The sequence below is a fragment of the Arthrobacter zhaoguopingii genome (assembly GCF_009828605.1).
GTDB lineage: Bacteria > Actinomycetota > Actinomycetes > Actinomycetales > Micrococcaceae > Arthrobacter_D > Arthrobacter_D zhaoguopingii.
Genome location: NZ_WIAE01000007.1, coordinates 22,168 through 48,101 on the forward strand (window position 1 = coordinate 22,168; position 25,934 = coordinate 48,101).

The following is a 25,934-nucleotide window of genomic DNA, read 5'->3' on the forward strand; positions in this document are numbered from 1 at the left end:
CCGGTCCGACCGCGGACCGGCCGGCGGGTTCGATTTAAGGGAAAAGCCACCCCGGCGCGGGGTGGCTTTTCTCCTCGGACGCATGTTTCGTGGCGTAGCTTCTCAGCTACAGGGCGGCCTCGCCGCGCTCCCCCGTGCGGACGCGGACGGCGTCCTCGACGGGGATGACCCAGACCTTGCCGTCGCCGGCGCTTCCGGTGTTGGCGGTCGAGACGAGGACGTCGACGATGTCGCGGACCCATTCGTCGGAGACAAGCACCTCGACCCGCGCCTTGGGCAGCAGGTCCACCGTGTACTCCGCACCCCGGTAGACCTCGGTGTGCCCGCGCTGCCTGCCGTAGCCGCTGGCCGGGCTGACCGTCAGGCCCTGCACGCCGTACGTCTCAAGGGCGCCGCGCACATTGTCGAGTTTGTCCGGGCGGACAATCGCTGTCACCAGTTTCATGAGTTCACGCTCTCCGTCTGATCGATGGTCTTCTTGTCACGGAACTGGTCGGCAAACGGGTGGAAGGACCCGCCGACGCCGAGGCCGCCGAACTCGTAGGCCGTCTCCGCGTGCTCCGACAGGTCGACACCGGCCACCTCGTTGTCCGAGGTGATGCGGAACCCGATGGTCCTGTGGATGGCCAGACCGATCAGTGCGGTCATGACGGCCGACAGCGTGACGGCGACGAGGACCGAGACGAACTGGGCGACGAGCTGCGCCGCCCCGCCTCCGTAGAACAGGCCGCCGCCGGCGCCGTCCACCGGAAGGGCGATGAAGCCGAGGGCCAGGGTGCCGGCGACGCCGGCCACCAGGTGCACCGCGACCACGTCCAGGGAGTCGTCGAAGCCGAGGCGGTACTTGATCCCCACGGCGAGTGCGCACAGGACCCCTGCGACGAGGCCCAGGCCGACTGCGCCGATCGGGCTCACGTTGGCGCAGGCGGGGGTGATGGCGACAAGGCCCGCCACGATGCCCGACGCTGCGCCAAGGGAGGTGGGCCGTCCGTCGCGGAAGCGTTCGGTGACGAGCCAGCCGACCATCGCGGCAGCGGGTGCGGCCATGGTGTTGATCCAGATCAGCCCGGCCTCCTCAGCCGTCGACGCGGCGCCGCCGTTGAAACCGAACCAGCCGAACCACAGGAGGGCGGCGCCGAGCATCACCAGGGGGATGTTGTGCGGGCGCTGCGCCGGGTCCTTGCCGAAGCCCTGGCGCTTGCCCAGGATCACCGCGAGCACCAGAGCCGCGACGCCTGCGCTGATGTGCACCACGGTTCCGCCGGCGAAGTCGATCGCTTCGCCCACGGCGCCGCCGATGAGGCCGTCGGCGCTCAGGAGCCCGCCGCCCCACACCATGAAGGCCAGCGGGCAGTAGACAAGGGTGACCCAGATGGGGACGAACAGCGACCACGCGCCGAACTTCGCGCGGTCGGCGATCGCGCCGCTGATCAGGGCGACGGTGATGATCGCGAAGGTCACCCCGTAGCCTGCGCCGATGAGGTCCTCGGTGCCGATCAGTTCCTGAAGCCCGAAGGAGGCGAAGGGATTGCCGAACAGCTGGGCCACTCCGTCCCCGCCGGTCATTGAGTAGCCCCACAACACCCAGACGATCCCCACGAGGCCCACCGCGATGAAGCTCATCATCATCATGTTCAGGGCGGCCTTCGCACGGGTCATGCCGCCGTAGAAGAAGGCTAGACCCGGCGTCATAAGCAGTACCAGGGCGGCCGAAACCATGACCCAGACGTGACCTGCTGTCAGATCCATATTCACGTCCTCTCAGAGGTGGCGGGCACTTCCCGCTCCTCAAGAGTGACGTGCCGGTGTTTCCGGGCATGAGGGTTTAGGTTTCGCGCAGGTTACTGGTTCCGCGCTCAGGTAAAAGGGCGGTGACGGCCGTGTTTCGGCGGTGTTTCCCACCGCACCACGGGCCGTCCCGCCCCTGTGTCCGGCCGCGCTCCCTGGATCGGGGAGCGCCGCCCGGCGTTAGTTGAGGAGGGCGTCCACGAAGCTCTCGGCCTCGAAGGGCGCCAGGTCGTCGGCGCCCTCGCCGAGGCCCACCAGCTTCACGGGCACGCCGAGGCTGCGCTGGATGGCGACGACGATGCCGCCCTTGGCGGTGCCGTCGAGCTTGGTGAGGACGATGCCGGTGACATTGACGACCTCGGAGAACACCTTCGCCTGGTTGAGCCCGTTCTGCCCGGTGGTGGCATCGAGGACGAGGAGCACCTCGTCGACGGTGCCCTGCTTCTCGATGACCCGCTTGACCTTCCCGAGTTCGTCCATCAGGCCGACCTTGTTCTGCAGGCGTCCGGCGGTGTCGATCATCACGACATCGACCTCCTGGTCGATCCCGGCCTTGACCGCCTCGAAGGCGACCGACGCGGGGTCCGCGCCGTCGATGTCGGACTTCACGGTGGGCACCCCGACGCGCTGGCCCCAGGTGGCGAGCTGTTCGGCGGCGGCGGCGCGGAAGGTGTCGGCCGCGCCAAGGAGTACGTCCTTGTCCTCGGCGACGAGCACCCGGGCGAGCTTGCCCACGGTGGTGGTCTTGCCCACACCGTTCACGCCCACGACGAGGACGATGGCGGGGCGGTCGAGGTGGCGTTCGGTCGCCAGCGACCGGTCCATGGTGGGGTCGACGAGTCGAATGAGCTCCTCGCGGAGCATCGCCTTGACCTCTTCGGGGGTTCGGCTGCCGGAGACTTTGACGCGGGCGCGCAGTGCGTCGACCAGCTCGGTGGTGGGCTCGGTGCCGAGGTCGGCCAGCAGGAGGGTCTCCTCCACCTCATCCCAGACGTCCTCGTCGATCTTGTCCCTGGAGAGCAGCGCCAGCAGGCCCTTGCCCAGGGCGGTGTTGGAGCGCACCAGCCGGGCGCGCAGCCGGGCGAGCCTTCCCTGCACCGGTTCCGGCCGTTCGGTGGTCGGGAGTTCGGTGACGGCCTCGTCGAGTCCGCTGAGATCGTCGGGGACGACGACGCCCGGGGTGGTCGCCACCTCGCCGTCGACAAGGTCAACGGAGGTCGCCCCGTGAACGTCGAGACCGCCCCTGTCATCGGCATCGCGAAGCGTCGGGTAGGCGCCCGGAGGCGTGCGGCGCCCCTTGAGCAGCAGGACGGCGGCGGAGCCGACGACCGCGATGGCGATCACGAAAAAGATTACGATCTGGAAAGTCTCATTCACTGTTCCAGCTTCTCACACGAGGCGATTGAGCATCCGGCGGCCTGCAGTGGAAGACTTCTTCTTACTATGGTTCGAAATCCCCAGCGCTCCGCCCTCCGCAGGCTGCTTCCCTTCCCTCCGGCCGCACGGCCCATCCGCAAGGAGCAGGAGCGGATCCCGCGTGAGATCAAGGTGCTGATCGCCTCGGCGTTCGTCATCGCCATCGGCTTCGGGCTCGTCGCCCCGGTGCTCCCCCAGTTCGCGCAGAGCTTCGACGTGGGAGTCACCGCCTCCTCGGTGATCGTCAGCGCCTTCGCCTTCACCCGGCTCATCTTCGCCCCGGCCGGTGGACGGCTGATCGAGCGCCTGGGCGAGCGGCCGGTCTATGTGGTGGGTCTGCTGATCGTGGCGCTGTCGACGGCGGCGTGCGCCTTCGCGGAAAACTACTGGCAGCTGCTGATCTTCCGCGGGCTCGGCGGCATCGGCTCGACCATGTTCACCGTCTCCGCGCTGGGCCTGATTGTCCGCCTGGCGCCGGCCGGAATCCGGGGCCGGATCTCGAGCGCCTATGCATCGGCCTTCCTGCTCGGCAGCATCGGCGGCCCGATCCTCGGCGGGCTGCTGGCCGGCTTCGGGCTGCGGGTTCCCTTCCTTGTCTACGCGGGGGCGTTGCTGATCGCCTCCGCCGTCGTATTCTTCCAGCTCAAGGACACCCGCCTCGGGGACCGGCGGACCGGAGCCGCCCAGTCGGTGCTCACGGTGCGGGAAGCCCTCAAGGACTCGGCCTACCGGGCGTCCCTGCTGTCGAGCTTCGCCAACGGCTGGTCCTCCTTCGGCGTGCGCCTGGCCCTGGTTCCGCTGTTCGCGACGGTCGTGCTGGGCGCCGGCCCTGGGATTGCGGGCATCTCGCTGGCGTTCTTCGCCGGCGGGACGGCTCTGGCCCTGACGGTGTCCGGCCGCCTCGCCGACACTTGGGGGCGCCGTCCGATGCTCCTCATCGGACTGGCGGTCAACGGCCTTGCCATGGCCGCCCTCGGGTTCGCCGGGAGCGTCCCGGTCTTCCTGGCCATCTGCGTCGTCGGCGGCGTGGGGGCCGGCATCCTCAACCCGGCCCAGCAGGCCGTGGTGGCCGATGTCGTCGGCAGCGAGCGCAGCGGCGGCAAGGTGCTTGCGGTCTTCCAGATGGCCAGCGACACCGGTGCCATCTTCGGCCCCATCCTCGCGGGGATCATCATCGACCAGCTCCCCTACGGGTCGTTCGCGCTGGCGTTCGCGGTGACCGGAGCGCTGACCGCTGCGGCCTTCGTGCTGTGGCTCGGCTCCCGGGAGACGCTCCCCACCCGAGGCCAGGCCGCACCGCCGACGGCGGCCTGACGGCTCAGGCGCCCACCAGCCGCTGGCTGATCACCGCCGAGACACCGTCTCCGCGCATCGACACCCCGTAGAGGGCGTCGGCGACCTCCATCGTGCGCTTCTGGTGGGTGATGATGATGAGCTGGCTCGACTCCCGGAGCTCCTCGAAGATGGAGAGCAGCCGGCCCAGGTTCGTGTCGTCAAGGGCGGCCTCCACCTCGTCCATCACGTAGAACGGGGAGGGCCGGGCCTTGAAGATCGCCACGAGCAGGGCGACGGCGGTCAGCGAGCGCTCACCGCCGGAGAGCAGCGACAGCCGCTTGATGCGCTTGCCGGCGGGCCGGGCCTCCACCTCGATCCCGGTGGCGAGCATGTCCTCGGGGTCGGTCAGCACGAGCCTTCCCTCGCCGCCGGGGAAGAGCCGTCCGAAGACATGCTCAAACTGCACGGCGGTGTCGCGGTAGGCGGCGGTGAAGACCTGCTCCACGCGCTCGTCGACCTCGCGGATGATGTCGAGAAGGTCCTTGCGGGTGGCCTTGAGGTCCCCGAGCTGCGTGCTGAGGAAGGTATGACGTTCCTCGAGGGCTGCGAACTCCTCGAGCGCGAGCGGGTTGACCTTCCCGAGCGCGGCCAGGTCGCGCTCGGCGCGCCGAAGCCGCTTCTCCTGCTCGGCGCGCACGAAGGGCACTCCCTCGGCGACAACGCGGCCGCCGTCGTCCACCGGGAGCCGCAGTTCGGCCCACTTGTCCTCCGACGCGGTGGCCGTGGGGACGGGCAGGTGCGGCCCGTATTCGGCCGTCAGGTGTTCAGGGGTGAGCCCGAGCTCTTCGACCGAACGGTTCTCCAGCGCCTCGATGCGCAGGCGCTGGCCGGCCCGGACCAGTTCGTCGCGGTGCAGGGCGTCGGTCAGGCGCGCCAGTTCGGCCACCAGCGCCTCATGGGCTGCCCGGGCCTGGCCCAGCTGGGCTTCGGCGTCGGCCGCGCGCCGCTCGGCGGCCGCCCGGAGCCGCTCCGCGGCGGCGATCGAAGCGGTAATGAACTCGAGCACCGTGCCCGCCGCGGCAGCGACGGCCCGGGCCCGGGCTGCCTGCGCCTGCCGGATGCGGGCCCGCTCGGCCGCCTGCAGGCGCGCCTGCCGCTCGCTGGCCGCTGCGCGCTCGAGGGAGGCGGCCCGGTTGGCGAGCGCGTGGAGCTGCTCCTCGGCGCTCCTCAGCGTGAGCCGGGCGTCCATCTCGGCCTGGCGTGCGGCTCCCGCGGCAGCCGAGAGCCGGTCCCTCACCTCGGTCGAGGGGTCCGGGTCGTCCGGCAGCTCCCGGACCGCCGCGAGCCGCTCTTCGGCGTCCTTGAGCTTCGCCCGTTCGAGCCCGAGCGTTCCCTCAGCGGTTTGGGCGAGCTTCCGAAGACGGTCGGCTTCCCCACCGGCGGAGCGCACCGCGGAACCGAGCTGGCCGAGTTTCTCCTCGACGGCCGAGAGGCGCGCGTCGGATTCGTGGAGTTTCTCCAGCGCCGCCGCGGCGCGTTCCGCAGCGAGCTGTTTCTGCGCGGCCGCGTCGGCGAGCCGGCGCGTGATGTCCGCCACCTGGGCGGAGGCATGCTCCAACCGCCGGGTCGTCTCCTCGACGGCCGCCTGGATCTCCAGCAGGCTCGGGGCCCCGGGGGATCCGCCCCGGGCCGTGGAGGCCGACACGGTGTCGCCGTCGCGGGTGACAGCGGTCAGGCCCGGGTGGCGCTGAACGGCCGCGTGCGCCGCATCGAGGTCCTCGACCACCACGACCCCGTCCAGCACCGCGGCGAGCGAGTGCCGCAGGGCCGGGCCGGCGGAGAGCAGGTCCAGGGCGTACCGCGTACCGGCCGGCGCCGCGGCGGCCGGTCCGGCCGTCGAACCGGCATCCGGGCCGGGGCCTGTCGTTTCGGATCCGTCGGAAGGTGCCGCATTCCCGCCGGAGTCTGCCGCATTCCCGCCGGAGTCTGCCGAGCCGGCGACGACGACGGCCACCTGCCCGGCGTCGTCCTCCTTCATCCGGCGCAGGGCCGCCACGGCGGTGCCCGCATCGGCGACGGCGACGGCGTCGGTGAGGCCCGCGAGGGCCGCAGCGACGGCCGTCTCATATCCCGGTTCGACCCGGATCAGTCCGGCGAGCGGCTCGCGGACCCCGGGAATCCCGGAGGCCAGGAGCGCCTGCGAGCCGTCCCGCTGCCGCAGGCCCTCCAGCTGCGCGCCGCGGCGTGCAGCGAGGGCGTCCCGCTCGCGCTCGGCGGCGCGGCTGCTTTCGTCGAGGGCCGCTGTGACCGCGGCGAGCCGTTCGAGCTCGGCCTGGGCCTCTTCGTAGGCTGCGTCGAGGCCCTCCTCGCCGTCCACGGCGCCGGCCACCTGCCCTTCGAGGGCGGCGAACTCACGTCCGGCAGCTTCCTGCCGCGCCAGCGCCTCGGCGATCGAGCCGCCGAGGCGGCCCAGTTCGGCCTCGACCGACTCGACCCGCGACCGGGCCGCTCCCACCTGGCCCGCGAGGCGGGCCACCCCTTCGCGGCGGTCGGCTGCGGCGCGCAACAGCGCCGTCAGGCGCTTTTCCTCGGCCGCGGCGGCCTCCTCGGCTTCGGCCCGGCCGACGAGGGCCGATTCGAGTTCCTGGGCGTTCTCCCGGATCTGGTCCTTGAGCTCTTCCTCCTCGGCCCGGAGCCGGTGGGCCTGCCGGTCGAGCTCGTCGGGTTCCCTGCCCCGGTCGGGGGCGGCGGCCGGCACGCCGAGCAGCTTGGAGCGTTCGGCGGCGAGGACCTGCAGCGACCGGTACCTCTCGGCGACGGCCGTGAGCCGGTACCAGTCGTCCCGGGCCCGGGTCAGCGCCGGTGCGGCCTCGGCGGCGATCCGCTCGAGCCCGCCCTGGCGTTCCCGCTGCGCTTCGAGGAGCGCTTCGACCTCCGCGTGCCGCCGGCGTGCCGCCGTTTCGTCCGCCGTCTCCTTGGCGAGTGCCTCCTGCAGCCCGACCAGTTCATCGGCGAGCAGCCGAGCCCGCGCGTCGCGGACCTCGAACTGCACCTGCTGGGCGCGGCGGGCCACCTCGGCCTGCTTGCCCAGCGGCGTCAGCTGCCGGCGCAGCTCCGCCGTCAGGTCGGTCAGGCGCGCGAGGTTCGCTTCCATCGACTCGAGCTTCCGCACAGTCTTTTCGCGGCGGCGGCGGTGCTTGAGGATGCCGGCTGCCTCCTCGATGAAGCCCCGGCGTTCCTCGGGGGTCGCGTGGAGCACCTTATCGAGCTGGCCCTGGCCGACAATGACGTGCATTTCCCGGCCCAGGCCCGAATCCGACAAAAGTTCCTGAATGTCAAGTAACCGGCAATTCCTGCCATTGATCGCGTATTCCGATCCCCCCGAGCGGAAAAGCGTACGGGAAATGGTCACCTCGGAATATTCGATGGGCAGGGCACCGTCGGCGTTGTCGATGGTGAGGGTGACCTGGGCCCGGCCCAGCGGCGGCCGGCCGGCCGTCCCGGCGAAGATGACGTCCTCCATCTTGCCGCCGCGCAGGGTTTTGGCGCCCTGTTCGCCCATCACCCACGCCAGCGCGTCCACGACGTTCGACTTGCCGGATCCGTTAGGTCCGACGACCGCCGTGACGCCCGGCTCGAAGTCGAACGTCGTCGCGGATGCGAACGACTTGAAGCCTCGCACGGTTAGACTCTTCAAATGCACAGTGGTCAGGTTCTCCAAAGGGGGCGGGTCTTCCCAATCTACTGCGTGTAGCACGGTTCGACGCGCATCTGCCGCGACCGTGTGCGGACAAAAAAGAAACCACTTGGAGGAATACCAAGTAGGCTTTCCAAAGGTTCGGAAGCATCCCCAGGCGCCCCGGCACGACCTCCAAGGTGGTATTTTCCCCTTGGAGCGGGGCGTTCATCAGTTGACGAGGCAGGAAATTTGACCGGTAACGCGACGTTTCGACATGAAAATACGGCTCTGCTCGCCGTCACGAGCGTGGAGGCGCCGGTAGTCGTCAGTTCCGCGGAATTCGACGAGCGGCTGGCCCCGAGCCTGAAGCGCCTTCGGCTCTCCAAGAGGCTGCTTGAGCGGGTAGCCGGCGTCACCGAACGCCGCTGGTGGTCCCCGGGCACCGCCTTCGACGACGCCGCCATCGAGGCGGGCGCGAAGGCCATGGCGGAGGCGGGCATCGAACCCGGCGAGGTGGGGCTGCTCATCAACACCTCGGTCACCCGGCGCAACCTTGAGCCCTCGGTCGCCGTGAAGATCCATCATTCCCTCGGGCTTCCCTCCTCGGCGATGAACTTCGACCTCGCCAACGCCTGCCTCGGCTTCGTCAACGGCATGACCCTGGCCGCCAACATGATCGACTCGGGCCAGATCAAGTACGCCCTGATCGTGGCGGGCGAGGACGCCCAGGGCACCCAGGAGGCGACGTTCAACCGGCTGAACCGGCCCACCTCCACGCGGGAGGACTTCCTCAGCGAGTTCGCCACCCTGACCCTCGGCTCCGGCGCGGCCGCGGCCGTGATCGGCCCGGCCGACCTGCACCCGGGCTCCCACCGCATCCTGGGCGGTGTCTCCCGGGCCGGGACCCAGCACCACGAACTGTGCGTGGGCGGAGTGGACGGCATGTACACCGACACGAAGGGCCTGCTCGACGGCGGGCTCGAACTGGTGGTGGACGCCTGGCACGAAGCGCAGACCGACGGGTGGAAGTGGGACTCGATGGACCGCTACGTCACCCACCAGGTCTCCAACTCCTACACAAACGCCATCATCAAGGCCGTGAACCTGGTGCGCGAGCGGGTGCCCATCACCTTCCCCCGCTGGGGCAACGTGGGGCCCGCATCCCTGCCGATGACCCTGGCGCAGGAAAGCCAGTCCCTCAACGCCGGGGACCGGGTGCTGTGCCTCGGTGTGGGCTCAGGGCTCAATACCTCGATGATGGAGATTGCGTGGTAGCTCTCCCCGGCGTTGACCCCTCGTGGTCGGCGTATCTCGACGTGCCCTCGTCGGCCCCCGCCGACAACCCCGGGACCGTCCGCACCTGGCACTACCTCGACAACGCCGCCGCTCTCCGGGAGTCCGGCACCGAGGTCCGCGGAACCCTGCTGTGCGTCCACGGCAATCCCACCTGGTCCTACCTGTGGCGTACGCTGCTGCCCGCCGGAACGGTGGCGGGCTGGCGCGTCGTCGCCGTTGACCAGCTCAATATGGGCTTCTCCCAGCGGACCGGGGTCTTCCGGCGCCTCGCCGACCGCGTTACCGACCTCGAGGATTTTATTGCCGCCGCCGATCTGCGCGGCCCCCTGGTCACCGTCGGGCACGACTGGGGCGGCGTCGTCAGCCTCGGCTTCGCCCACCGCAACCGGTCCCGCCTGGCCGGGGTGGTCCTGACCAACACCGCGGTGCACCAGAACCCGTCCCGGCCCCTGCCCGCTCCCCTGCGCCTGGCCCTGCTTCCCCCGGTGCGCCGGACCGGAACCCAGACGACTCCGGCGTTCCTCGACATCACCCACGCCCTGGCCCGGCCGAAGCTCACCAGCGAGGTCCGGGATGCCTTCCGCGCGCCCTACCGCACCGTCGAATCCCGGAAGGGCATCGCCGATTTCGTCGCCGACATTCCCCGCGATCGGTCCCACCCGAGCTTCCCGGCCCTGACGGAGATCGCCGACGGGATCCGCACCCTCGACGTGCCCTCGCTGCTCCTTTGGGGTCCGCACGATCCGGTCTTCACGGAGACCTACCTCGAAGACCTCACCCGCAAGCTGCCGCACGCCGACGTCCACCGCTTCGAGGACGCCGGCCACCTGGTCCAGGAGGACGCCGACGTCGCCGGGACTCTCTTTTCCTGGCTCCGGCGCCGGGGCGTGGCGGCGGACAGCGCCGAAGGCACAGGCGCCGCTCCCGACGCCGGCACCGCCGACGCCGATGACCGCGTCTTCACTCCCCTTGAGACGCGCCTCACCGAAGCGGCGGCCGCCAACGGTTCGTCGCTGGCCGTGGCCGAGATGGACTCCGGCCGTGTGCGCCGTTCGCTGAGCTGGGCCGGGCTGGAGGCCGACATCGCCGCCGTCGCCGCAGGGCTCGGGCGCTCCGGTCTGGGCGCCGGAAGCAGGATCAGCCTGATGGTTCCGCCGGGGGTTGACCTGACCGTCCTGATCTACGCCTGCCTGCGGATCGGCGCCGTGATCGTGGTTGCCGATGCGGGGCTCGGGGCCCGCGGGCTCTCCCGCGCCGTGCGCGGGAGCGCGCCGGACGCCGTCATCGGCATCGAGCGCGCCCTCACGGCGGCCCGGATCTTCGGCTGGCCTGGACGCCGGATCAGCGTGGAAGAGCTCGACCCGGCCCGGCGCCGGCTGCTGGCCGTTGACACCTCGCTGGCCGAGCTGCGCACCCCCGCCGGTGCCCCAGCCGGCCTCCGCCCGCCGCCGCACCCCGACGCCGACGCAGCCATCCTCTTCACCTCCGGTTCCACCGGGCCCGCCAAGGGCGTGGTGTACACGCACCGGCAGCTCTCCGCCATGCGGGACGCGGTGGCCGAGACCTTCGGCATCCACCCCGGTGGTGCCCTCGTCGCGGGGTTCGCGCCGTTCGCCCTGCTCGGGCCGGCCCTCGGGGTGGCATCCGTGACCCCCGACATGGACGTGACAGCGCCGCGCACCCTCACCGCGGCGGCGCTTGCCGACGCGGTGGCCGCCGTCGACGCCACAGCGGTCTTCGCCTCACCCGCCGCCCTGCGCAATGTGCTGGCGACCGAAACGGACCTTTCCGCCGACGGCCGGGCCGCGCTGCAGCGGGTGGGCCTGCTGCTGTCCGCGGGCGCGCCGATCCCTGCTCCCCTGCTCGAGCGGGTCCAGGCGCTGCTGCCCGACGCCGCACTCCACACCCCTTACGGCATGACGGAGGCGCTGCCGGTCACCGACGTCGACCTGCCCTCGATCCGCGAGGCGGCCGGGGACGCCGCCGCAGGCCTGCCCGGCGCCGGGAACGGGGTCTGTGTGGGCACCGCCGTGCACGGGGCACGGGTGGCCGTCAGCCCGCTCGGCTCCGATGGCTCCGCTGACGGAGAGCCGACGACGGAGGCCGGCGTGAGCGGGGAAATCCTCGTCGACGCCCCTCACGTCAAGGACCGCTACCACCGGTTGTGGCGCACCGAGGCCGAATCGGCCCGCACGGCGCCCTGGCACCGCACCGGCGACGTCGGCCACTTCGACGCGGCCGGGCGACTGTGGGTTGAGGGCCGCCTCGGCCACATCATCACGGCCCCCGGCGGGGTCCTCACCCCCGTCGGCGTCGAACACGCGATCGAGGAGGTCGACGGGGTGCGCCTCGCCGCCGTCGTCGGCGTCGGTCCGGCAGGAACCCAGGCCGTTGTCGGAGTGCTTGAGACCGACCCGCCGCTCCGGCGGAACCGTCCGGGGCTGGCCGAGGCCGGTCTCGCGGCCGGCGTCCGGGCCGCGGCCTCCGCCGCGGGGACCGAGCTCGCCGCGGTCCTCACCGTCCCGGCCCTGCCCGTGGACATCCGGCACAACTCGAAGCTCGACCGGGCCCGGATCGCCGCCTGGGCGGAGCAGACCCTGTCCGGCGGCCGCGTCCGCACGCCATGACCGTCCTGGTCACCGGGGCCAGCGGCCTCCTCGGCGGCGCGGTGGCCGCCCTGCTTCGAGCACAGGGAACTCCGGTGCGCACCTTCCAGCGCCGGCCTTCGGGCGTGCCCGGAGCCCAGGACGAACTGGGATCCCTGACCGACCCTGCGGCCCTCGCCCGGGCCGCCGCCGGCGTCGACGCGGTCATCCACCTTGCCGCCAAGGTCTCCTTCACCGGGCACCCGGCCGACTTCGAGGCGGTCAATGTCGAAGGGACGCGGGCGCTCCTGACGGCTGCGCGGGACGCGGGAGTACCCGATGTGGTCTTTGTCTCCTCACCCTCGGTGGCGGCGGACGGCACCTCGTCTCCCGGGGCAGGCGCCGCCCCGGCCGATCCGGAGCGCGCGCGGGGCGACTATGCGCGGACGAAGGGCCTTGCGGAACTGCTTGCGCTGGGCATGTCGGAGCCGGGCTTCCGGGTCGCTGCCGTCCGCCCCCACATCGTCTGGGGGCCCGGAGACACCCAGCTCGTCGAGCGCGTGCTGGCCCGGGCCAAGGCCGGACGCCTTCCCGTCCTCGACCAGGGCACGGCGCTGGTGGACACAACCTACGTGGACAACGCCGCGGCGGCCATCGTTACGGCGCTGCGCCGGATCGGGCACGTGCAGGGCAGGGCGCTGGTCGTGACCAACGGCGAGCCGCGGCCGATCGGTGAGATGATCGCCGGAATCTGCAGAGCGGGCGGCGTACGGCCGCCACGGTGGAGCGTGCCCGGGGCCGTGGCCCGGACGGCGGGCTCGGTTGTCGAAAGGGCGTGGCGGCGCTCCGGGTCGACCCACGAGCCGCCCATGACCCGCTTCCTCGCTGAACAGCTCTCGACGGCGCACTGGTTCGACCAGCGGCAGACCCGGGAGCTGCTCGCCTGGGTCCCCGAGGTGTCGATCGACGAGGGCCTCGCGCGTCTGGCCGCCCACTACCGGGCACCGGGGCCCCGCTTCTGACGCTGCGGCCCTGACCGCAGCTACCGGGCACGCCCCCATCCGCGGGATGCGCGGCCCGAGTCCGGGCGCGTCGGTGGATAGCCAAAAGGCCGGTACCCCTTTCGGGGCACCGGCCTTTTGCGTGCTGAAACAGCGGGGTATTAGCCGGCGGTGTAGTAACCGTCGACCGACATGGCGCTCACGTCGTGGACGAGGGTGCCCTGCGAGGGGTTCAGCGCGCTGACCATCTTGCCGTTGCCGAGGTAGATGCCGACGTGGCTTCCACCGTTCTGGCTGACCAGGTCGCCCGGCTGCGGGTTGGCGGTCGGGGTCAGGGCGGCGAACTGCGACCAGGTGGTGCGGGGCAGGTCGATGCCGTTCTGGGCGTAGACCCACTGGACAAAGCCGGAGCAGTCCCAGCCACCGAAACCGGTGCCACCGAAGACGTAGCCGGAGCCAACGCCCTGCAGTGCCGTGCCGGTGATGCCATTGGTCGAGGCGGCGCCGATGACGCGCATCCCGTTGCTCTGGCTGCTGATGCCCATCGGGTTGCTGGCGGTCGCAGCGGTCTGGGCCGGTGCTGCCTGCGGAGCAGGAGCGAAGGCCTGGACAGCGGCGGCGGGCTGCGGAGCAGCAGCTACGGCTTCGCCGGAGAGGACGATGGTCTGGCCCGGGTAGATGACCGAGTCCCAGCCCATTCCATTGGCGGCGAAGATGGCGTCAAGGCTGACCCCATACTTGCCGGCGATGCTTCCGAGCGTGTCGCCTGCAACCACGGTGTGCGAGGTTGCGGAGGCAGGGGCTGCCTGGACAGCGGGGGCGCTGACCTGCGATGCGGACGTGCTTACCTCAACCTCGCCGGCAGCGTTCGCCGGAAGCGTTGCACCGAGCAGGATGCCCGAAGCTGCGACGACGACGGCTGCCGGGCGGCCAGCTACGCCGGCAGTTGCGGCGACGGCGCGGGTTGCGGTCTTGAGGGGACTGGTGCGGACCGGGGTCGCCCGGTGGCGCGCGATTGTACGATTCTTGGACATAAAGTTGCCTCTCCCGATGCCTGCGGAGTTAGCTGTCGGGTTCGGATGGGACACCCGGGCGCGCCGGACCATCTCCCCAGATGATGTCCGTGCCGCGCCTTAACCCCTAGGACTCTTCACAAAGAGCCCGCTCTCGGTTCCCCCGCCCCTGTCGGAAATGTTATGCGAACGGTCCTTCTGTCACCGACAGGGTTAGGCAGTCTGACGAAGGGCGCCGGTCCATGATGTCCCGGCGCGGGTCTAACGCTACCTGCGCATCTCGGAATTGTCACATTCAGATCACGGACGGGTAAACGCTGTAACTACCAGCGGGCATTGCGCGGTACCGGCTGGCATCGAGGGCAGCTGTAGGAGGAGCGGTTCATGAAGACATCCCTGCGCATCCGGGTTTCCCGCCCTTCCGCGGCACACCGCCTGCAGTGCTCGCCTGTGCGGCCGTAAGCGTTGAGAGATCGTTCGAAGTATCCCGAGGTGCCGTTGATGTTCACGTAGAGCGAATCGAAGCTCGTTCCACCGGCCTCAAGCGCCCGCTCCATTACCGACCGCGCCTCCTCGACGAGTCGGAGGGACTCGGACCGCCGGAGGGTATCGGTGGGGCGGGCGAAGTGGAGGCGCGCGGCCCACAGTGCCTCGTCGGCGTAGATATTGCCGATGCCGGAAATGAGTGACTGATCAAGCAGAGCGCGCTTGATGCCTGTGCGGCGGGCCCGCAGCCGGGCGTGGAAGACGTCGAAGGAGAAGGCGGGGTCGAGGGGGTCACGGGAGATGTGGGCGGCCTGGCGCGGAATCAGCGGCAGATCACCCTCTCCCCTGCCGCCCGGGAGTCCGTCCGGGGTCGGTTCGAGGTCCGCAAGGAACATCCCCCCAAAGATCCGCTGGTCGACGAACCTCAGCTCGGAGGGCAGTTCGACCCCGGTTTCGTCGCGCGCCGGCGACAGCACAAGGCGGATCCGAAGGTGTTTTTCGTCGGGAAGTCCCGGATCCTTCACCAGGAGCTGTCCGCTCATGCCCAGATGGGCCATGAGCGCCGTGCGGGGCGGCCCGGCGGGGTGAGAATTCTCACTCGGGGCATTCAGCGGCATCCACAGGAACTTTCCGCGCCGGACGACGTCGGCGATGGTCATACCCGCAAGCCGCCGCTGAAGGTCATCGGGGCCCGGGGGGTGGCGGCGTGCGGAGCGCGGGTCGAGGACATCGGCCGCTTCGATGGTGCGGCCGCCGGCCCAGCGCGCCAGCCCGCGGCGCACCACCTCGACTTCGGGAAGTTCGGGCACTGCGGCCTAGCTGCCGTCGGCAGGTATGGCGCCGCGCAGGATTTTCCACGACGCGGCCGCGGCGGCCTGTTCCGCTTCCTTCTTCGAGTGTCCGGCGCCGGTGCCGTAGGGCGTTCCGCCGATGACGAGGAGCGCCTCGAACGAGCGCGCATGGTCGGGGCCGGTGCCTGTCACCTGGTAGTCGATGGCGCCGAGGCGGCGGGCGGCGGCGGTCTCCTGGATGCGCGTCTTCCAGTCGGTGCCCTCGCCGAGGACCTCCGAGTCGCGGAGCAGCGGCCCGATGAGCCGCATCACCATCGCCTGGGCCGTCTCGATCCCGTGGCTGAGGTAGGCGGCGCCGATGACGGCCTCCATGGTGTCGGCCAGGATGGAGGACTTGTCGCGCCCGTTGGTCAGCTTCTCCCCCTGCCCGAGCAGGATGTGCTGGCCGAGGTCGAGGCTGCGGGCCACTCCGGCGAGGGCGCGGGTGCTGACGACGGCGGACCTGCGCTTGGCGAGATCGCCTTCGGAGAGGCCCGGGTTGTCGCGGTAGAGCGCGTCCGTCACCGACAGGCCGAGCACCGAGTCGCCGAGGAACTCAAGGCGCTCATTGGTGGGGATACCGCCCTGCTCGTACGCGTACGACCGGTGCGTCAGGGCAAGACGAAGCGTCCCGGCATCGATATCGACACCGAGACGCTTGGTCAGATCTTCCTTAGACACGCCAGGTTAGACGTCGGCTACCTTGCGGCCCTTGTACTCAAGGAACAGCGGGGTGCCGGCGGAGTCGGTCACAACCTTGGCCTGGTGGGCCAGGCTGTAGGTGACGCGGCCGTTCTCCACGGTCTTGACCAGTTTGGGGGCGGTTGCCTTCCACTGGGACCGGCGTGCGCGTGTATTCGCGCGGGACATTTTCCGCTTGGGAACAGCCACGACTAACTCTCTTCTCTCTCGTCTGACTCTGTACGTGGTGCCGCATCATTCTCAGCGGCAGTGCCGGTCAGCCCGGCGAGGGCCGACCAGCGAGGATCCAAAATTTCGTGATGGTGGTCGGGCTCATCGTTCAGGCGCGCTCCGCATTCGGAACACAGACCCTTGCAGTCCTCCCGGCACACCGGCTGGAACGGCAGTGAGGTAACCACCGCGTCCCTCAGCACCGGCTCGAGATCGATTGAATCGTTCTCAACCCGGTGCAGGTCTTCTTCATCTTCAGCCGGCAGCGACCCGGAGTCACCGTAGTAGAAGAGTTCCTGAATCTCCACACCGCTGGTGTATTCAAGGGGAATCAGGCACCGGCCGCATTCGCCCGATACCTCGACGTCCGCGGTTCCCGACACAAGGATTCCTTCATGAACCGCTTCCAGGCGCAGATCGAGTTCCATGTCGGAACCCTCCTGCACGCCGATGAGCGCCACCCCGAAATCCTTGGGTGCGGGTACATGTTCTTCGATTGTCCGCATGCTTCCCGGGCTGCGCCCGAGGTCTTTGACACTGAAGATCAAAGGCGAACTGAGATCGCTTTTAATGGTGACTCCTGTAGAACATATGACCGACGTATCATCTTAGCCTGAGATCTTCCTCCAGCCCAAAACGCCTCACAGCCCCTCCCGAGCCGGGCCCCCTCTGACGCGGAACGCCGGCCCCGGAGCGGAGCAAGGTGAGGACCCTTTCCTTTTCCGCATCTGAGGGTCTAGCCTCGTATCCATGCCGCATATACGGATTCGGGAGGCCGCCCAGTACCTGGCCGTTAGTGACGACACGGTCCGGCGGTGGATCGACGAGGGAACGCTGTCGAGCCGCCGCTCACCGGGCGGGGTCCTTGAGGTCGACGGCGTCGACCTCGCCCGGCTTGCCCAGTCGCGTGCCGTCACCCCGGAGGATCCCGCCGGGAACTCGAGCTCGGCCCGGAACCGGTTCGTCGGTCTGGTCACCAAGGTTACCGCCGATACGGTCATGGCCCAGGTCGAGCTGCAGTGCGGGCCCCACCGGGTGGTGTCTCTGATGAGCGCCGAAGCCGCCCGGGACCTCGGCATCGAACCCGGCGCCGTCGCCGTCGCGGTGGTGAAGGCGACAACGGTGATCATCGAAACCCCGCAGGGGCGGCAGCATTGAGCCCGGCCGTGCCCTCCCCCGCCGCCGGCACGCGCGCCGGCCGGAGGCGGCCGCGGCACAGGCGCGGAGGCGCCGCCGTTCTCGCCTGTGCCCTGGCCCTGACCGGCTGCGGGGGCGGCGCGGACCCGGCGAGCGGGGGCGGGGACACCCTCACGGTCTTCGCGGCGGCCTCGCTGCGGGAGGTCTTCGAATCGCTGGCCGAGGACTACGAGACCCGGAATCCGGGATCGGAGGTTGTGCTGAACTTTGCCGGCTCCTCCGACCTTGCCACCCAGATCGAGGCCGGCGCACCGGTCGATGTCTTTGCCTCCGCCGACGCATCGACCATGGAGCGGCTCGCCCAGGCCGGGCTGATCGACGGCGAGCCCGGAGAATTCGCACGGAACCGGCTGACCATCGCCGTCCCGCAGGGGAATCCCGCCGGTGTGAAGGGTTTCGCCGACCTCGCCGGCGTCCGGCTGGTCGCCTGCGCACCCCAGGTTCCGTGCGGTGCGGCGGCCGCGCGGATCCAGGAGGTCACCGGCGTGCGCCTGTCCCCCGTGAGCGAGGAATCCTCGGTCACCGAAGTGCTCGGCAAGGTGATCTCCGGCGAGGCGGACGCCGGACTCGTCTACGTCACGGACGCCCTCGCCGCGGGAGGTGAGATCGAGGCGGTGCCCATCCCGGAGGCCGCAGAAGTGCCCAACAGCTACCTGATCGGGGCCGTGGCCCCCGATGCGCCGGAGGCCGCCCAGGAGTTCATCAACTCGGCCACCGGCTATGCCGGGCAGGCCCTCCTGCAGGAGGCGGGCTTCCAGCCGCCCGCGGACCGGCCGTGACCGGCACGCGGCCCCTGACCGGCCCGGAACGGGCGCGGACCCTGAAACCCCGCGCGGGCTTTTCCGGACTGCCTCCCTGGCTTTTCCTCGTGGCCGCGCTCGGCGCGCTGTTCATCCTGCTGCCCCTGGCCGCCGTCGTCGCACGGGTGGACTGGTCCCGCTTCCCCGAACTGGTCACCTCCGAGTCCTCGGTCGCCGCCCTGAAGCTCAGCCTGACCACCTCGGCCGCTGCCACCGCGCTCTGCATCGTGGCCGGCACCCCGATGGCGCTGGTCCTGGCCCGCAGCGCCTTTCCCGGCCAGCGGGTGCTGCGCGCGCTCGTGCTGCTGCCCCTGGTCCTGCCTCCGGTGGTCGGCGGCATCGCCCTGCTTTACACCTTCGGACGGCAGGGCCTGCTGGGCGGCACGCTCAGTGCCCTCGGGGTGGAGATCGCCTTCTCGACCACCGCCGTCGTCCTCGCCCAGACCTTCGTCGCGCTGCCCTTCCTCGTCCTCAGCCTCGAGGGGGCGCTGCGCAGCGCCGGCGGCCGGTATGAGGCGGTCGCCGCGACCCTCGGCGCCTCCCCCACCACGGTGCTGCGCCGAATCACTCTTCCCCTCGTCCTCCCCGGGCTCCTCTCAGGAGCCGTCCTGTCCTTTGCCCGGGCACTTGGGGAATTCGGAGCGACTCTGACCTTCGCGGGCTCCCTGCAGGGCGTCACGCGGACCCTGCCGCTGGAGATCTACCTCCAGCGGGAGACCGACCCCGACGCCGCCGTCGCGCTCTCGCTCGTGCTGGTGGCCGTCGCCGTCCTCGTCGTCGGCCTGGCGCACCGGTCCTCGGCCCCGGCGGTGCGCTGATGGGATTCGCCCTGCAGGCCGCGGTTCATGCCCGCGGGTTCGACGTCGCACTGTCGATGGGCGACGGCGAAACGCTCGCCGTGCTGGGCCCGAACGGGGCAGGAAAGTCCACGCTGCTCGCCCTCGCCGCCGGGCTCCTGCGGGCCGACACCGGGAGTGCGGAGCTCGACGGGCGGAGCCTGTTCGGCCCGCGCTCCTTCCTCCCGCCCCACCGCCGCGGGGTCTGCCTGCTGCCGCAGGACCCCCTCCTCTTCCCCCACCTGAGCGTGCTCGACAATGTCGCGTTCGCGCCGCGGAGCGCCGGGGAATCGAGGGTTGCTTCCCGCGCGTCGGCACGGGGGTGGCTGGCCGAAGTCGAGGCCTCCGAGCTAGCCGACAAGCGCCCGGGACAGCTCTCGGGAGGCCAGGCGCAGCGGGTAGCCGTGGCCCGGGCCCTGGCGGCCCGCCCGTCCCTGCTGCTGCTTGACGAGCCGCTCGCCTCCATCGACGCCGCCGCCGCTCCCGGCCTGCGGCGGATGCTGCGGCGGGTTCTGGCAGGGCGGAACGCGGTGATCGTCACCCACGATCTTCTCGATGCGCTGATCCTCGCGGACAACGTCACGGTGCTGGAGGAGGGCAGAATCGCCGAGACCGGCAGCACCCAGTCGGTATTGGAGCGGCCCCGGAGTTCCTTCGCCGCCGGCCTGGCCGGCCTCAATTTCGTTCCGGGCACCTCCGTGCCGTCGGGGCTGGTCGATGCCGCCGGACGCCGCCTTGAGGCGGTCTCCGAGACGCCACTGCCCGCCGGGGTTCCCGCCGCCGCGGTGTTCAGCCCGCGGGCGGTCTCGGTGTTTCCCGCGGCACCCGCCGGAAGCCCCCGCAACGTCCTTCGGGTGTCGGTGACGGACCTGGAGCCGCACGGGGAGTTCGTCACGGTGCGGGCGGGGCACCTCAGCGCGGAGATCAGCACCTCCGCCGCGGCCGAACTGGACCTGGTTCCCGGCTCCGAGGTGTGGTTCACCGTCAAGGCGACGGCGGTGACGCTGTACCCGCTCTAGGCACCCTGCGGCCGGTGCCGAAGCGGGTGCTCCTCTGTGCGCCGTTCTGCCTGCCCGCTAGGAGGCGGTGGGTCGAGCCATGCGGTCCAGAACGGTGCCGGGCACATACGCGGAAATGTCCCCTCCCAGGGAGGCGACTTCCTTCAGCAGCGTTGATGAAACGTGGAGGAAGCTGCTTTCTCCGGGCAGGTAGACGGTTTCCACACCGGTCAGCTTCCGGTTCATCGTTGCCATGGGCAGCTCGTAGTCGAGATCGTGGCTTGAGCGCAGGCCCTTGACGATCGCAACGGCACCGCGGTCGCGGCAGAACTCCGCCAGCAGGCCGTGACCCATGAACTCCACGGTGACCCCCGGCAGGTGGGCGAGCGCCTCGCTCGTGATCTCCAGCCGCTCCTCGAGCGTGAAGCGGTACTTCTTGGAGTAGTTCGTGGACACGGCCACCACCACCTCGTCAAAAAGACCGGCGGCACGCGTGATCACCTCCACATGACCGTTGTGGATGGGGTCGAAGGATCCGGGGCAGACGACTCGGCGCATACTCCTAAACTACCCACCCGGTCCGCCGGCCAGAGGCTCCCGCCACGCTGGAGCGGTAATACTTGTCCCTATGACGTCCTCCTTTTCCTCCCCCGGCCGCTCCGCGCAACAGGCGGCAGAACCCTGGCAGCGGACGGCCCTCGGCGCCAACCTGCTGGGCCCGGACGGCGCGCTGGGCGTCACGATCTTCGAGGAGATCACAGCCCTGGCCGCCGCTCACGGGGCGATCAACCTCGGTCAGGGTTTCCCCGATGAGGACGGCCCGCCCGAAATCCTTGAGGTGGCCCGCGCGGCGATCGCCGCCGGGGCCAATCAGTACGCTCCGGGGCGCGGCGTGCCCGAACTGCGCGCAGCGGTCGCGTCCCACCAGGAGCGGTTCTATGGGCTGACCCCCGATCCCGAGACGGGCGTCCTTGTCACCACCGGCGCCACCGAGGCGATCGCGGCCGCCGTCCTCGCTTTCGCCGGGCCGGGCGATGAGGTCCTGACCTTTGAACCGTTCTATGACTCCTACGGAGCCGTCATCGGCCTCTCCGGAGCACGCCACACCACCGCGCCGCTGCGGGCCCCGGACTTCCAGCCCGATCTGGAGGCCCTCGAGGCGGCAATGAGCAGCCGGACTCGAATGCTGCTGCTCAACAACCCCCACAACCCCACCGGTTCGGTGTTCACCCGGGAGGCGCTCACCCGGATCGTCGAACTGGCCGTGCGCCACGACGTCCTGCTGGTGACAGACGAGGTGTATGAACACCTGACCTTCGGCGGCGCGCATATCCCGGTGACGTCCCTGCCCGGGGCCGCCGAGCGGACCCTGACCATTTCCTCGGCAGGCAAAACGTTTTCCGTCACCGGCTGGAAGGTCGGCTGGCTGACCGGCCCTGCGGACCTCGTGGCCCGCGTGCGCACCGTCAAATCCTTCCTGACCTACAGCTCCGGGATGCCGTTCCAGGGCGCCGTCGCCCGAGGACTGGGCCTGCCCGACGCCTACTTCACGGGGATCGCCGAGACCCTGCGGCGGAAGAAGGACCTGCTGTCCTCCGGGCTGGCGGCAGCCGGGTTCCGGGTCCATGCCTCTCAGGGCACCTACTTCGTCCTCGCCGACTGCGCCCCGCTCGGGGTGGTGGACGCGATCGATCTGGCCCGCCGGCTGCCGGCGCTGGTGGGTGTCGCTGCGATTCCCGTGCCGGTCTTCTGCCACCCGGAGGGAGCCGAGCGCACGCGGTCCCTGCTCCGCTTTGCCTTCTGCAAGAAGTCGGAGATCCTCGAGGATGCCGCCGGGCGCCTGGCCTCTCTGCCGGGGAAGCTGTGAGCTCTGACGGTTCGGTGCCCACCCGCTGGCTGCGCGGGGTGGGTGCCCACGCGGAGATCGACGAGGATGCCTTCCTCGACGGCGCCTACATCCTCAGCATCGGCGGAGCACAGCAGTCCCACGTCAACCTCGCCGAGCCCGGCCAGGTGTTCTATGAATACCTCCGCCGGATCGCCAATGTGATCGATGTCGTCCGCCCGCCCGGGGAACCCCTCCGGGTGCTCCACCTCGGGGCCGGCGCACTGACCCTCGTGCGGTATGTTCAGGCGACCCGGCCCGGCTCCGAGCAGACCGCGGTGGAGCTTGAGCGTGAACTCCTCGACTTCGTCCTTGAGCACCTTCCCCTGCCCGCGGGGACGAAGTGCCGTTTTGTTCTCGACGACGCGGCGGCGGCGCTCGACGGGCTGCCCGCGGCGGGTTTCGATGCCATCGTTCTTGATGTCTTCGCCGGAGCGGACGCCCCTGCCCACCTCACCGAGGCGCCGTTCTACCGGCGGCTCCTTGAGCTTGCGGCACCCGGTGGCGTCGTCCTGGTCAATGTGGGGGATGATCCGCCGCTCGCCTTCGCCCGGAGGCAGGTCCGCACCCTGGCACAGGAGGCGCAGGGCATCGCCGCGCTGGGCGAAACGGCCATGTTCACCGGCCGCTATCCGGGCAATCTCGTCATCGCCGCGCTTCGAGAGCCGTGGCCCGCGGACTGGACCGACCGCCTGCTCGCCGCAGGCCCCCACCCGGCCGCCGTGCTGGCCGGTCCGGACCTCGACGCCTTCACTTCGGGGACTGGTGGCTGAAGCGCGGTCCCGCCCGGCCGCGGCACGGCGGATCCGCTCAAAGGGGGTAGCAACGCCGGGCCGCCATCGGTTCAATGCGTGCTCCACCCGGGCACCACCTGTCGATGGCGAGAAATGTCCCAAGATGGTTTGATGGAGCAAGCGGGCGATCCGCTGCCATCCACGGCCGGTGTCCCAAGGGAGAATGCGGTCGTGATGGATCGTCAATCGGTGCCCCGGGCTCGCACCCGAAAGCCCGAGTGAAGGAAATTACCTATATGAATGAAGCAAGCGCGAATGAGTCAAGCCGGATGGCTCCCGAGGAAAACTTCCCGGAAGACCTCACCGTCCTTGACGGCAGTGAAGTAGCAGTCCTCAACAGCAGAGTCCACCGGGCCATTGACTCCGAGTACATCGAGTTCGGCCTCCCCGACCCTGAATCGCAGGCACGCCTGGCCGAGCTGACCGAAGAGCTCGACCGCCGGGACGAAACAGGTGCTCGAACGGCGTCAGCCGCGAAGGACCAGGCAGCCGGCGCGTAGCAGCAGTTCCCGGCACACAAGGTGATCGGCATCAGGGTCAAGCAGCGGCCCGAATGTCCCTCCCCCGCCCCCCCGCCAACGTCCCGGCCATTCCCCACCGCCGTCGACGCCGCCTCTCACAGGCGCTCCCCCGTCTCCACACCGCATTCCGCCGCATCCCGGACCGTCTCCCACGCCGGAGTTGCCGCAGGTCCGACGCGCGCCGTAATCCGGAGGGCCCCCGCCCGGCCGGCCCACCCCCGTTCTCCCTGGCCCCACCGGCCCGTCTCCCACCGCCATTCCGGCCGGCCCATCCCCGTTCTCCCCGGCCCCACCAGCCCGTCTCCTGCCGCCATTCCGGCTGAGTCACTCACGGTTTCCCCTCGAGTCCCATCCTTTGGCCGAGTGACGGCGAATACAGGTCGACCCGGCGAAGTAACCGGGAGCACGCCCTTACGATGAAAGGGCGGGATGTCCGTTCGTCTCCGCCCCGGCCCTGCCCAGTCAGGAACGAACACACGGGTTAGCTGCGGATAAGAAGCGGCGAGCAGACCAGGAGGCAGAGTGAGCGCACCGGCCGGGTCCCGCTTCGTCCGCTCCTCCGTGGTCGCTGCCCTGATCCTGTTGTTGAGCACCTGCTCCCACCTGATCGGCGGAGGCACCCTTCCCGGCCCTGCAATCCTGCTCCTGCTCGCCGCCCTTGTCCTGGCGGCAGTCACGGCCGTCTCCGGACGCGCCCTGTCCTTCCCCGCGCTGGCCACAGTCCTGCTCACCGGGGAACTGGCACTCCACACCGCTCTCACCGCACTGACGGGCGGCCAGGCCTGCGCGGGCGCATCACCGGTGCAGCACCACGCACCGGCAGCGGTGGGTTGCCAGCCGCTGACCGGGCAGCTTGCGGAGTCGGTTGAGCCCGGTGGCACGGCGATGCTGGTGGCACACGCCTGCGCGGCGGCGCTCCTCGCCCTCCTCATCTCAAAGGGCGAGGCGGCGCTCGAACTACTGGCCGCATGGCTGCGCCCGCTGACCGGCACGCTCGAGGCGGCCTCGGTCGTTCCCCCGCACGCCCGCGGGAGTGTCGCCGCGCAGCCGGCGCCGCGCCTGCGCCGGCGCGACGCGTCGGTGCCGCCGCTGCGAGGGCCGCCGGCGGAGTCCGCGCTGCCCCTCCTGCCTGCCTGAAGAGCGGTTGGAGCTGCGGCGCCCCGAGCGTCCTCCATCCCCGCCGGACAGAGATCCGGCTCCCGAAAGGCACATCATGACAACTTCTACCTTCCTCACGCGCGCCCTCTGCACCGGTACGGCCACCGTCGGCCTGATGGCCCTAGGTGCAGGGGCGGCACTGGCCCACGTGACGGTGGCGCCAACCAACACCACTGAAGGCGGATACTCCCAGCTGACCTTCAGCGTTCCCAACGAGTCCGAAACCGCCGGGACCAACAAGGTCGAGGTAGCCCTTCCCGCCGAGACCCCGTTCACGGCGGTCCGGGTCAAGCCGCTCGAGGGCTGGACGGCCGAGGTGATGCGGGGTGAGCTTCCCGAGCCGGTCACGGCCGAGGACGGCGTCACCCTCACCGAGGCACCGCTCTCCGTCGTCTGGACTGCGGAGGAGGGGGCGGAGATCTCCCAGAACGAATACCAGACCTTCTCCATCTCCGTGGGGCAGCTTCCGGAGGCGGGGACAGTGGTGAACCTTCCCGCGACGCAGCACTACACAGACGGCTCAACCCGGGCCTGGGACGAGCCGGCCGCAGAAGGCGAGGAGGAGCCCGAAAGCCCCGCCCCCGCCTTCACCACGACGGCCGCCGAGGAAGGCTCCGGGCACGGGGCTGCGCACTCGGCCGGAGCCGGCGGCGCCTCGGGGGACGATGAGCTCGAACCTGCGGCAGCGGCCGAACCGGCAGGGTCCTCGGCGGGCTCGGCCGCAGGCTGGGTCGGCCTGGGCGCCGGCCTGCTCGGCCTGGCAGCCGGAGGAACCGCGCTCCTTCGCACCCGCCGGATGACGGAGGACCGCCGGACGCCGTAGGCGCGCCGGCGTCGAAATACGGAAGCGCTTCCTGCAGCACCGGACGGTGCTGCCGGGAGCGCTTCTAACTTAGGCGGGTTCCGCGAACCACAGGCGCGTCTCCCCGTACTTTTTCTCCGCGAACCGCTCAAGGCCCTCAGGCCAGTGCGGTTCCGGGGAGCGCGCGGAGCGTTCCAGCACGACGACGGCGCCCTGCGAGAGGTGCGGCACGAGCGAGGTGAGGATGGCCCCCAGCGGAGCGTCCTGGAGCGGATACGGCGGATCGAGGAACACCAGGTCCCAGCTGAGGTCCTCCGCGGCCCGGTCGAGGTAGGTTTCCACCTTCGTCCGGTGCACCCGGGCGGCCGTCCACCCCAGCACACGGTTGACCAGATCCGCATTCCTCTGCGCCACCGCGGCGGGCTTCTCCGCTGACTCCACAAGGTCCACGGTGGCCGCTCCCCTGCTGGCGCTCTCGACACCGAGGGACCCCGAACCCGCGAAGAGGTCGAGCACGTGGGCGCCGTGGATGGCGTTATACGCCTCAAGCCGCGAAAACAGGGCTTCCTTGACCCGGTCCGTGGTGGGTCGGGTCCCGGTCCCCGGCACGCTGGTGAGGGTTGAGCCGCCGGCGGCTCCGGCGATGATGCGCGTCATGCTTT

Annotated in this window: 24 protein-coding genes and 1 riboswitch; of the genes, 13 read left to right on the plus strand and 11 right to left on the minus strand. The window is 70.3% G+C overall.

Features of this window, described 5'->3' with window-relative positions:
- Positions 1-106 precede the first annotated feature (106 nt).
- The 3 genes from GVV77_RS10905 to ftsY all read right to left on the minus strand — a co-directional run bounded on the left by GVV77_RS10905 (position 107) and on the right by ftsY (position 3,165).
- The gene (locus GVV77_RS10905; protein WP_159618263.1) at positions 107-445 is read right to left on the minus strand and encodes a P-II family nitrogen regulator; all 339 of its coding nucleotides are present in this window, start codon (positions 443-445) and stop codon (positions 107-109) included.
- Positions 442-1,749 carry an ammonium transporter gene (locus tag GVV77_RS10910; RefSeq protein WP_159618265.1) on the minus strand — a complete coding sequence of 436 codons (1,308 nt, stop codon included), beginning with the start codon at positions 1,747-1,749 and terminating at the stop codon, positions 442-444. Before GVV77_RS10910 ends, GVV77_RS10905 begins: the two co-directional genes overlap by 4 nt.
- A 219-nt stretch (positions 1,750-1,968) precedes the next feature.
- Complete coding sequence (gene ftsY, locus GVV77_RS10915; protein WP_159618267.1) at positions 1,969-3,165, minus strand: signal recognition particle-docking protein FtsY; 1,197 nt, start codon at positions 3,163-3,165, stop codon at positions 1,969-1,971.
- A gap of 66 nt (positions 3,166-3,231) precedes the next feature.
- Here ftsY and GVV77_RS10920 point away from each other — a divergent pair, with 66 nt between their 5' ends.
- Positions 3,232-4,518: an MFS transporter gene (locus GVV77_RS10920; RefSeq protein WP_159618269.1), complete on the plus strand. Its 1,287-nt coding sequence runs from the start codon at positions 3,232-3,234 to the stop codon at positions 4,516-4,518.
- Positions 4,519-4,522: 4 nt separating this feature from the next.
- Here GVV77_RS10920 and GVV77_RS10925 read toward each other — a convergent pair whose 3' ends face one another.
- Complete coding sequence (locus GVV77_RS10925) at positions 4,523-8,182, minus strand: AAA family ATPase (protein WP_159618271.1); 3,660 nt, start codon at positions 8,180-8,182, stop codon at positions 4,523-4,525.
- Between the two features lie 225 nt (positions 8,183-8,407).
- Between GVV77_RS10925 and GVV77_RS10930 the strand changes: the two genes are divergently transcribed.
- The 3 genes from GVV77_RS10930 to GVV77_RS10940 are packed head-to-tail and all read left to right on the plus strand — an operon-like array spanning position 8,408 to position 13,061.
- A complete protein-coding gene (locus GVV77_RS10930; RefSeq protein ID WP_159618273.1) occupies positions 8,408-9,433 on the plus strand; it encodes a 3-oxoacyl-ACP synthase III in 1,026 nt (341 codons plus the stop codon).
- The gene (locus GVV77_RS10935; protein WP_159618275.1) at positions 9,427-12,081 is read left to right on the plus strand and encodes an alpha/beta fold hydrolase; all 2,655 of its coding nucleotides are present in this window, start codon (positions 9,427-9,429) and stop codon (positions 12,079-12,081) included. Before GVV77_RS10930 ends, GVV77_RS10935 begins: the two co-directional genes overlap by 7 nt.
- Complete coding sequence (locus GVV77_RS10940; RefSeq protein WP_159618277.1) at positions 12,078-13,061, plus strand: NAD-dependent epimerase/dehydratase family protein; 984 nt, start codon at positions 12,078-12,080, stop codon at positions 13,059-13,061. Before GVV77_RS10935 ends, GVV77_RS10940 begins: the two co-directional genes overlap by 4 nt.
- Positions 13,062-13,201: 140 nt before the next feature.
- On the opposite strand, the gene GVV77_RS10945 is transcribed toward GVV77_RS10940, so the two are convergent.
- The 5 genes from GVV77_RS10945 to GVV77_RS10965 form a co-directional block, all read right to left on the minus strand.
- Positions 13,202-14,074, minus strand: a complete 873-nt coding sequence (locus GVV77_RS10945; protein WP_159618279.1) for a C40 family peptidase — start codon at positions 14,072-14,074, stop codon at positions 13,202-13,204.
- Between the two features lie 3 nt (positions 14,075-14,077).
- A riboswitch (cyclic di-AMP (ydaO/yuaA leader) is annotated at positions 14,078-14,251 on the minus strand.
- 125 nt (positions 14,252-14,376) lie between these two features.
- A complete protein-coding gene (mutM, locus tag GVV77_RS10950) occupies positions 14,377-15,348 on the minus strand; it encodes a bifunctional DNA-formamidopyrimidine glycosylase/DNA-(apurinic or apyrimidinic site) lyase (RefSeq protein WP_159618281.1) in 972 nt (323 codons plus the stop codon).
- Between the two features lie 6 nt (positions 15,349-15,354).
- Positions 15,355-16,050, minus strand: coding sequence for a ribonuclease III (rnc, locus tag GVV77_RS10955; RefSeq protein WP_159618283.1), 696 nt, complete (start codon positions 16,048-16,050; stop codon positions 15,355-15,357).
- A 6-nt stretch (positions 16,051-16,056) separates the two neighbouring features.
- Positions 16,057-16,260 (minus strand): 50S ribosomal protein L32, encoded by a 204-nt coding sequence (gene rpmF / locus GVV77_RS10960; protein WP_120165325.1) that lies wholly within the window; start codon positions 16,258-16,260, stop codon positions 16,057-16,059.
- Positions 16,261-16,262: 2 nt separating this feature from the next.
- On the minus strand, positions 16,263-16,829 hold the full coding sequence (locus GVV77_RS10965) for a YceD family protein (protein ID WP_159618285.1): 567 nt from the start codon (positions 16,827-16,829) through the stop codon (positions 16,263-16,265).
- A 202-nt stretch (positions 16,830-17,031) separates the two neighbouring features.
- Between GVV77_RS10965 and GVV77_RS10970 the strand changes: the two genes are divergently transcribed.
- From GVV77_RS10970 to GVV77_RS10985, 4 genes are read left to right on the plus strand one after another with little or no spacing between them, the layout of a single operon-like run.
- Positions 17,032-17,439, plus strand: a complete 408-nt coding sequence (locus GVV77_RS10970; RefSeq protein WP_159618287.1) for a TOBE domain-containing protein — start codon at positions 17,032-17,034, stop codon at positions 17,437-17,439.
- Positions 17,436-18,257 (plus strand): molybdate ABC transporter substrate-binding protein, encoded by an 822-nt coding sequence (gene modA / locus GVV77_RS10975; protein ID WP_246199764.1) that lies wholly within the window; start codon positions 17,436-17,438, stop codon positions 18,255-18,257. The genes GVV77_RS10970 and modA overlap by 4 nt, the downstream gene beginning before the upstream one ends.
- 41 nt (positions 18,258-18,298) lie before the next feature.
- Positions 18,299-19,096 (plus strand): ABC transporter permease, encoded by a 798-nt coding sequence (locus GVV77_RS10980; protein WP_159618578.1) that lies wholly within the window; start codon positions 18,299-18,301, stop codon positions 19,094-19,096.
- A complete protein-coding gene (locus tag GVV77_RS10985; protein ID WP_159618291.1) occupies positions 19,096-20,133 on the plus strand; it encodes a sulfate/molybdate ABC transporter ATP-binding protein in 1,038 nt (345 codons plus the stop codon). Before GVV77_RS10980 ends, GVV77_RS10985 begins: the two co-directional genes overlap by 1 nt.
- Positions 20,134-20,190: 57 nt before the next feature.
- Here GVV77_RS10985 and coaD read toward each other — a convergent pair whose 3' ends face one another.
- Positions 20,191-20,670 (minus strand): pantetheine-phosphate adenylyltransferase, encoded by a 480-nt coding sequence (gene coaD, locus GVV77_RS10990; protein ID WP_159618293.1) that lies wholly within the window; start codon positions 20,668-20,670, stop codon positions 20,191-20,193.
- A 70-nt stretch (positions 20,671-20,740) separates the two neighbouring features.
- Here coaD and GVV77_RS10995 point away from each other — a divergent pair, with 70 nt between their 5' ends.
- The 5 genes from GVV77_RS10995 (at position 20,741) to GVV77_RS11015 (ending at position 25,293) form a co-directional block, all read left to right on the plus strand.
- Positions 20,741-21,979, plus strand: coding sequence for an aminotransferase class I/II-fold pyridoxal phosphate-dependent enzyme (locus GVV77_RS10995; RefSeq protein WP_159618295.1), 1,239 nt, complete (start codon positions 20,741-20,743; stop codon positions 21,977-21,979).
- Positions 21,976-22,770, plus strand: a complete 795-nt coding sequence (locus GVV77_RS11000) for a spermidine synthase (RefSeq protein WP_246199765.1) — start codon at positions 21,976-21,978, stop codon at positions 22,768-22,770. Before GVV77_RS10995 ends, GVV77_RS11000 begins: the two co-directional genes overlap by 4 nt.
- Before the next feature lie 257 nt (positions 22,771-23,027).
- Positions 23,028-23,291 carry a hypothetical protein gene (locus GVV77_RS11005; protein ID WP_159618297.1) on the plus strand — a complete coding sequence of 88 codons (264 nt, stop codon included), beginning with the start codon at positions 23,028-23,030 and terminating at the stop codon, positions 23,289-23,291.
- A gap of 543 nt (positions 23,292-23,834) precedes the next feature.
- Positions 23,835-24,449, plus strand: coding sequence for a hypothetical protein (locus GVV77_RS11010; RefSeq protein WP_159618299.1), 615 nt, complete (start codon positions 23,835-23,837; stop codon positions 24,447-24,449).
- A gap of 76 nt (positions 24,450-24,525) precedes the next feature.
- Positions 24,526-25,293 (plus strand): YcnI family copper-binding membrane protein, encoded by a 768-nt coding sequence (locus GVV77_RS11015; protein ID WP_159618300.1) that lies wholly within the window; start codon positions 24,526-24,528, stop codon positions 25,291-25,293.
- 69 nt (positions 25,294-25,362) lie between these two features.
- Here GVV77_RS11015 and rsmD read toward each other — a convergent pair whose 3' ends face one another.
- Positions 25,363-25,929, minus strand: a complete 567-nt coding sequence (gene rsmD / locus GVV77_RS11020; protein ID WP_159618302.1) for a 16S rRNA (guanine(966)-N(2))-methyltransferase RsmD — start codon at positions 25,927-25,929, stop codon at positions 25,363-25,365.
- Positions 25,930-25,934: the final 5 nt, after the last annotated feature.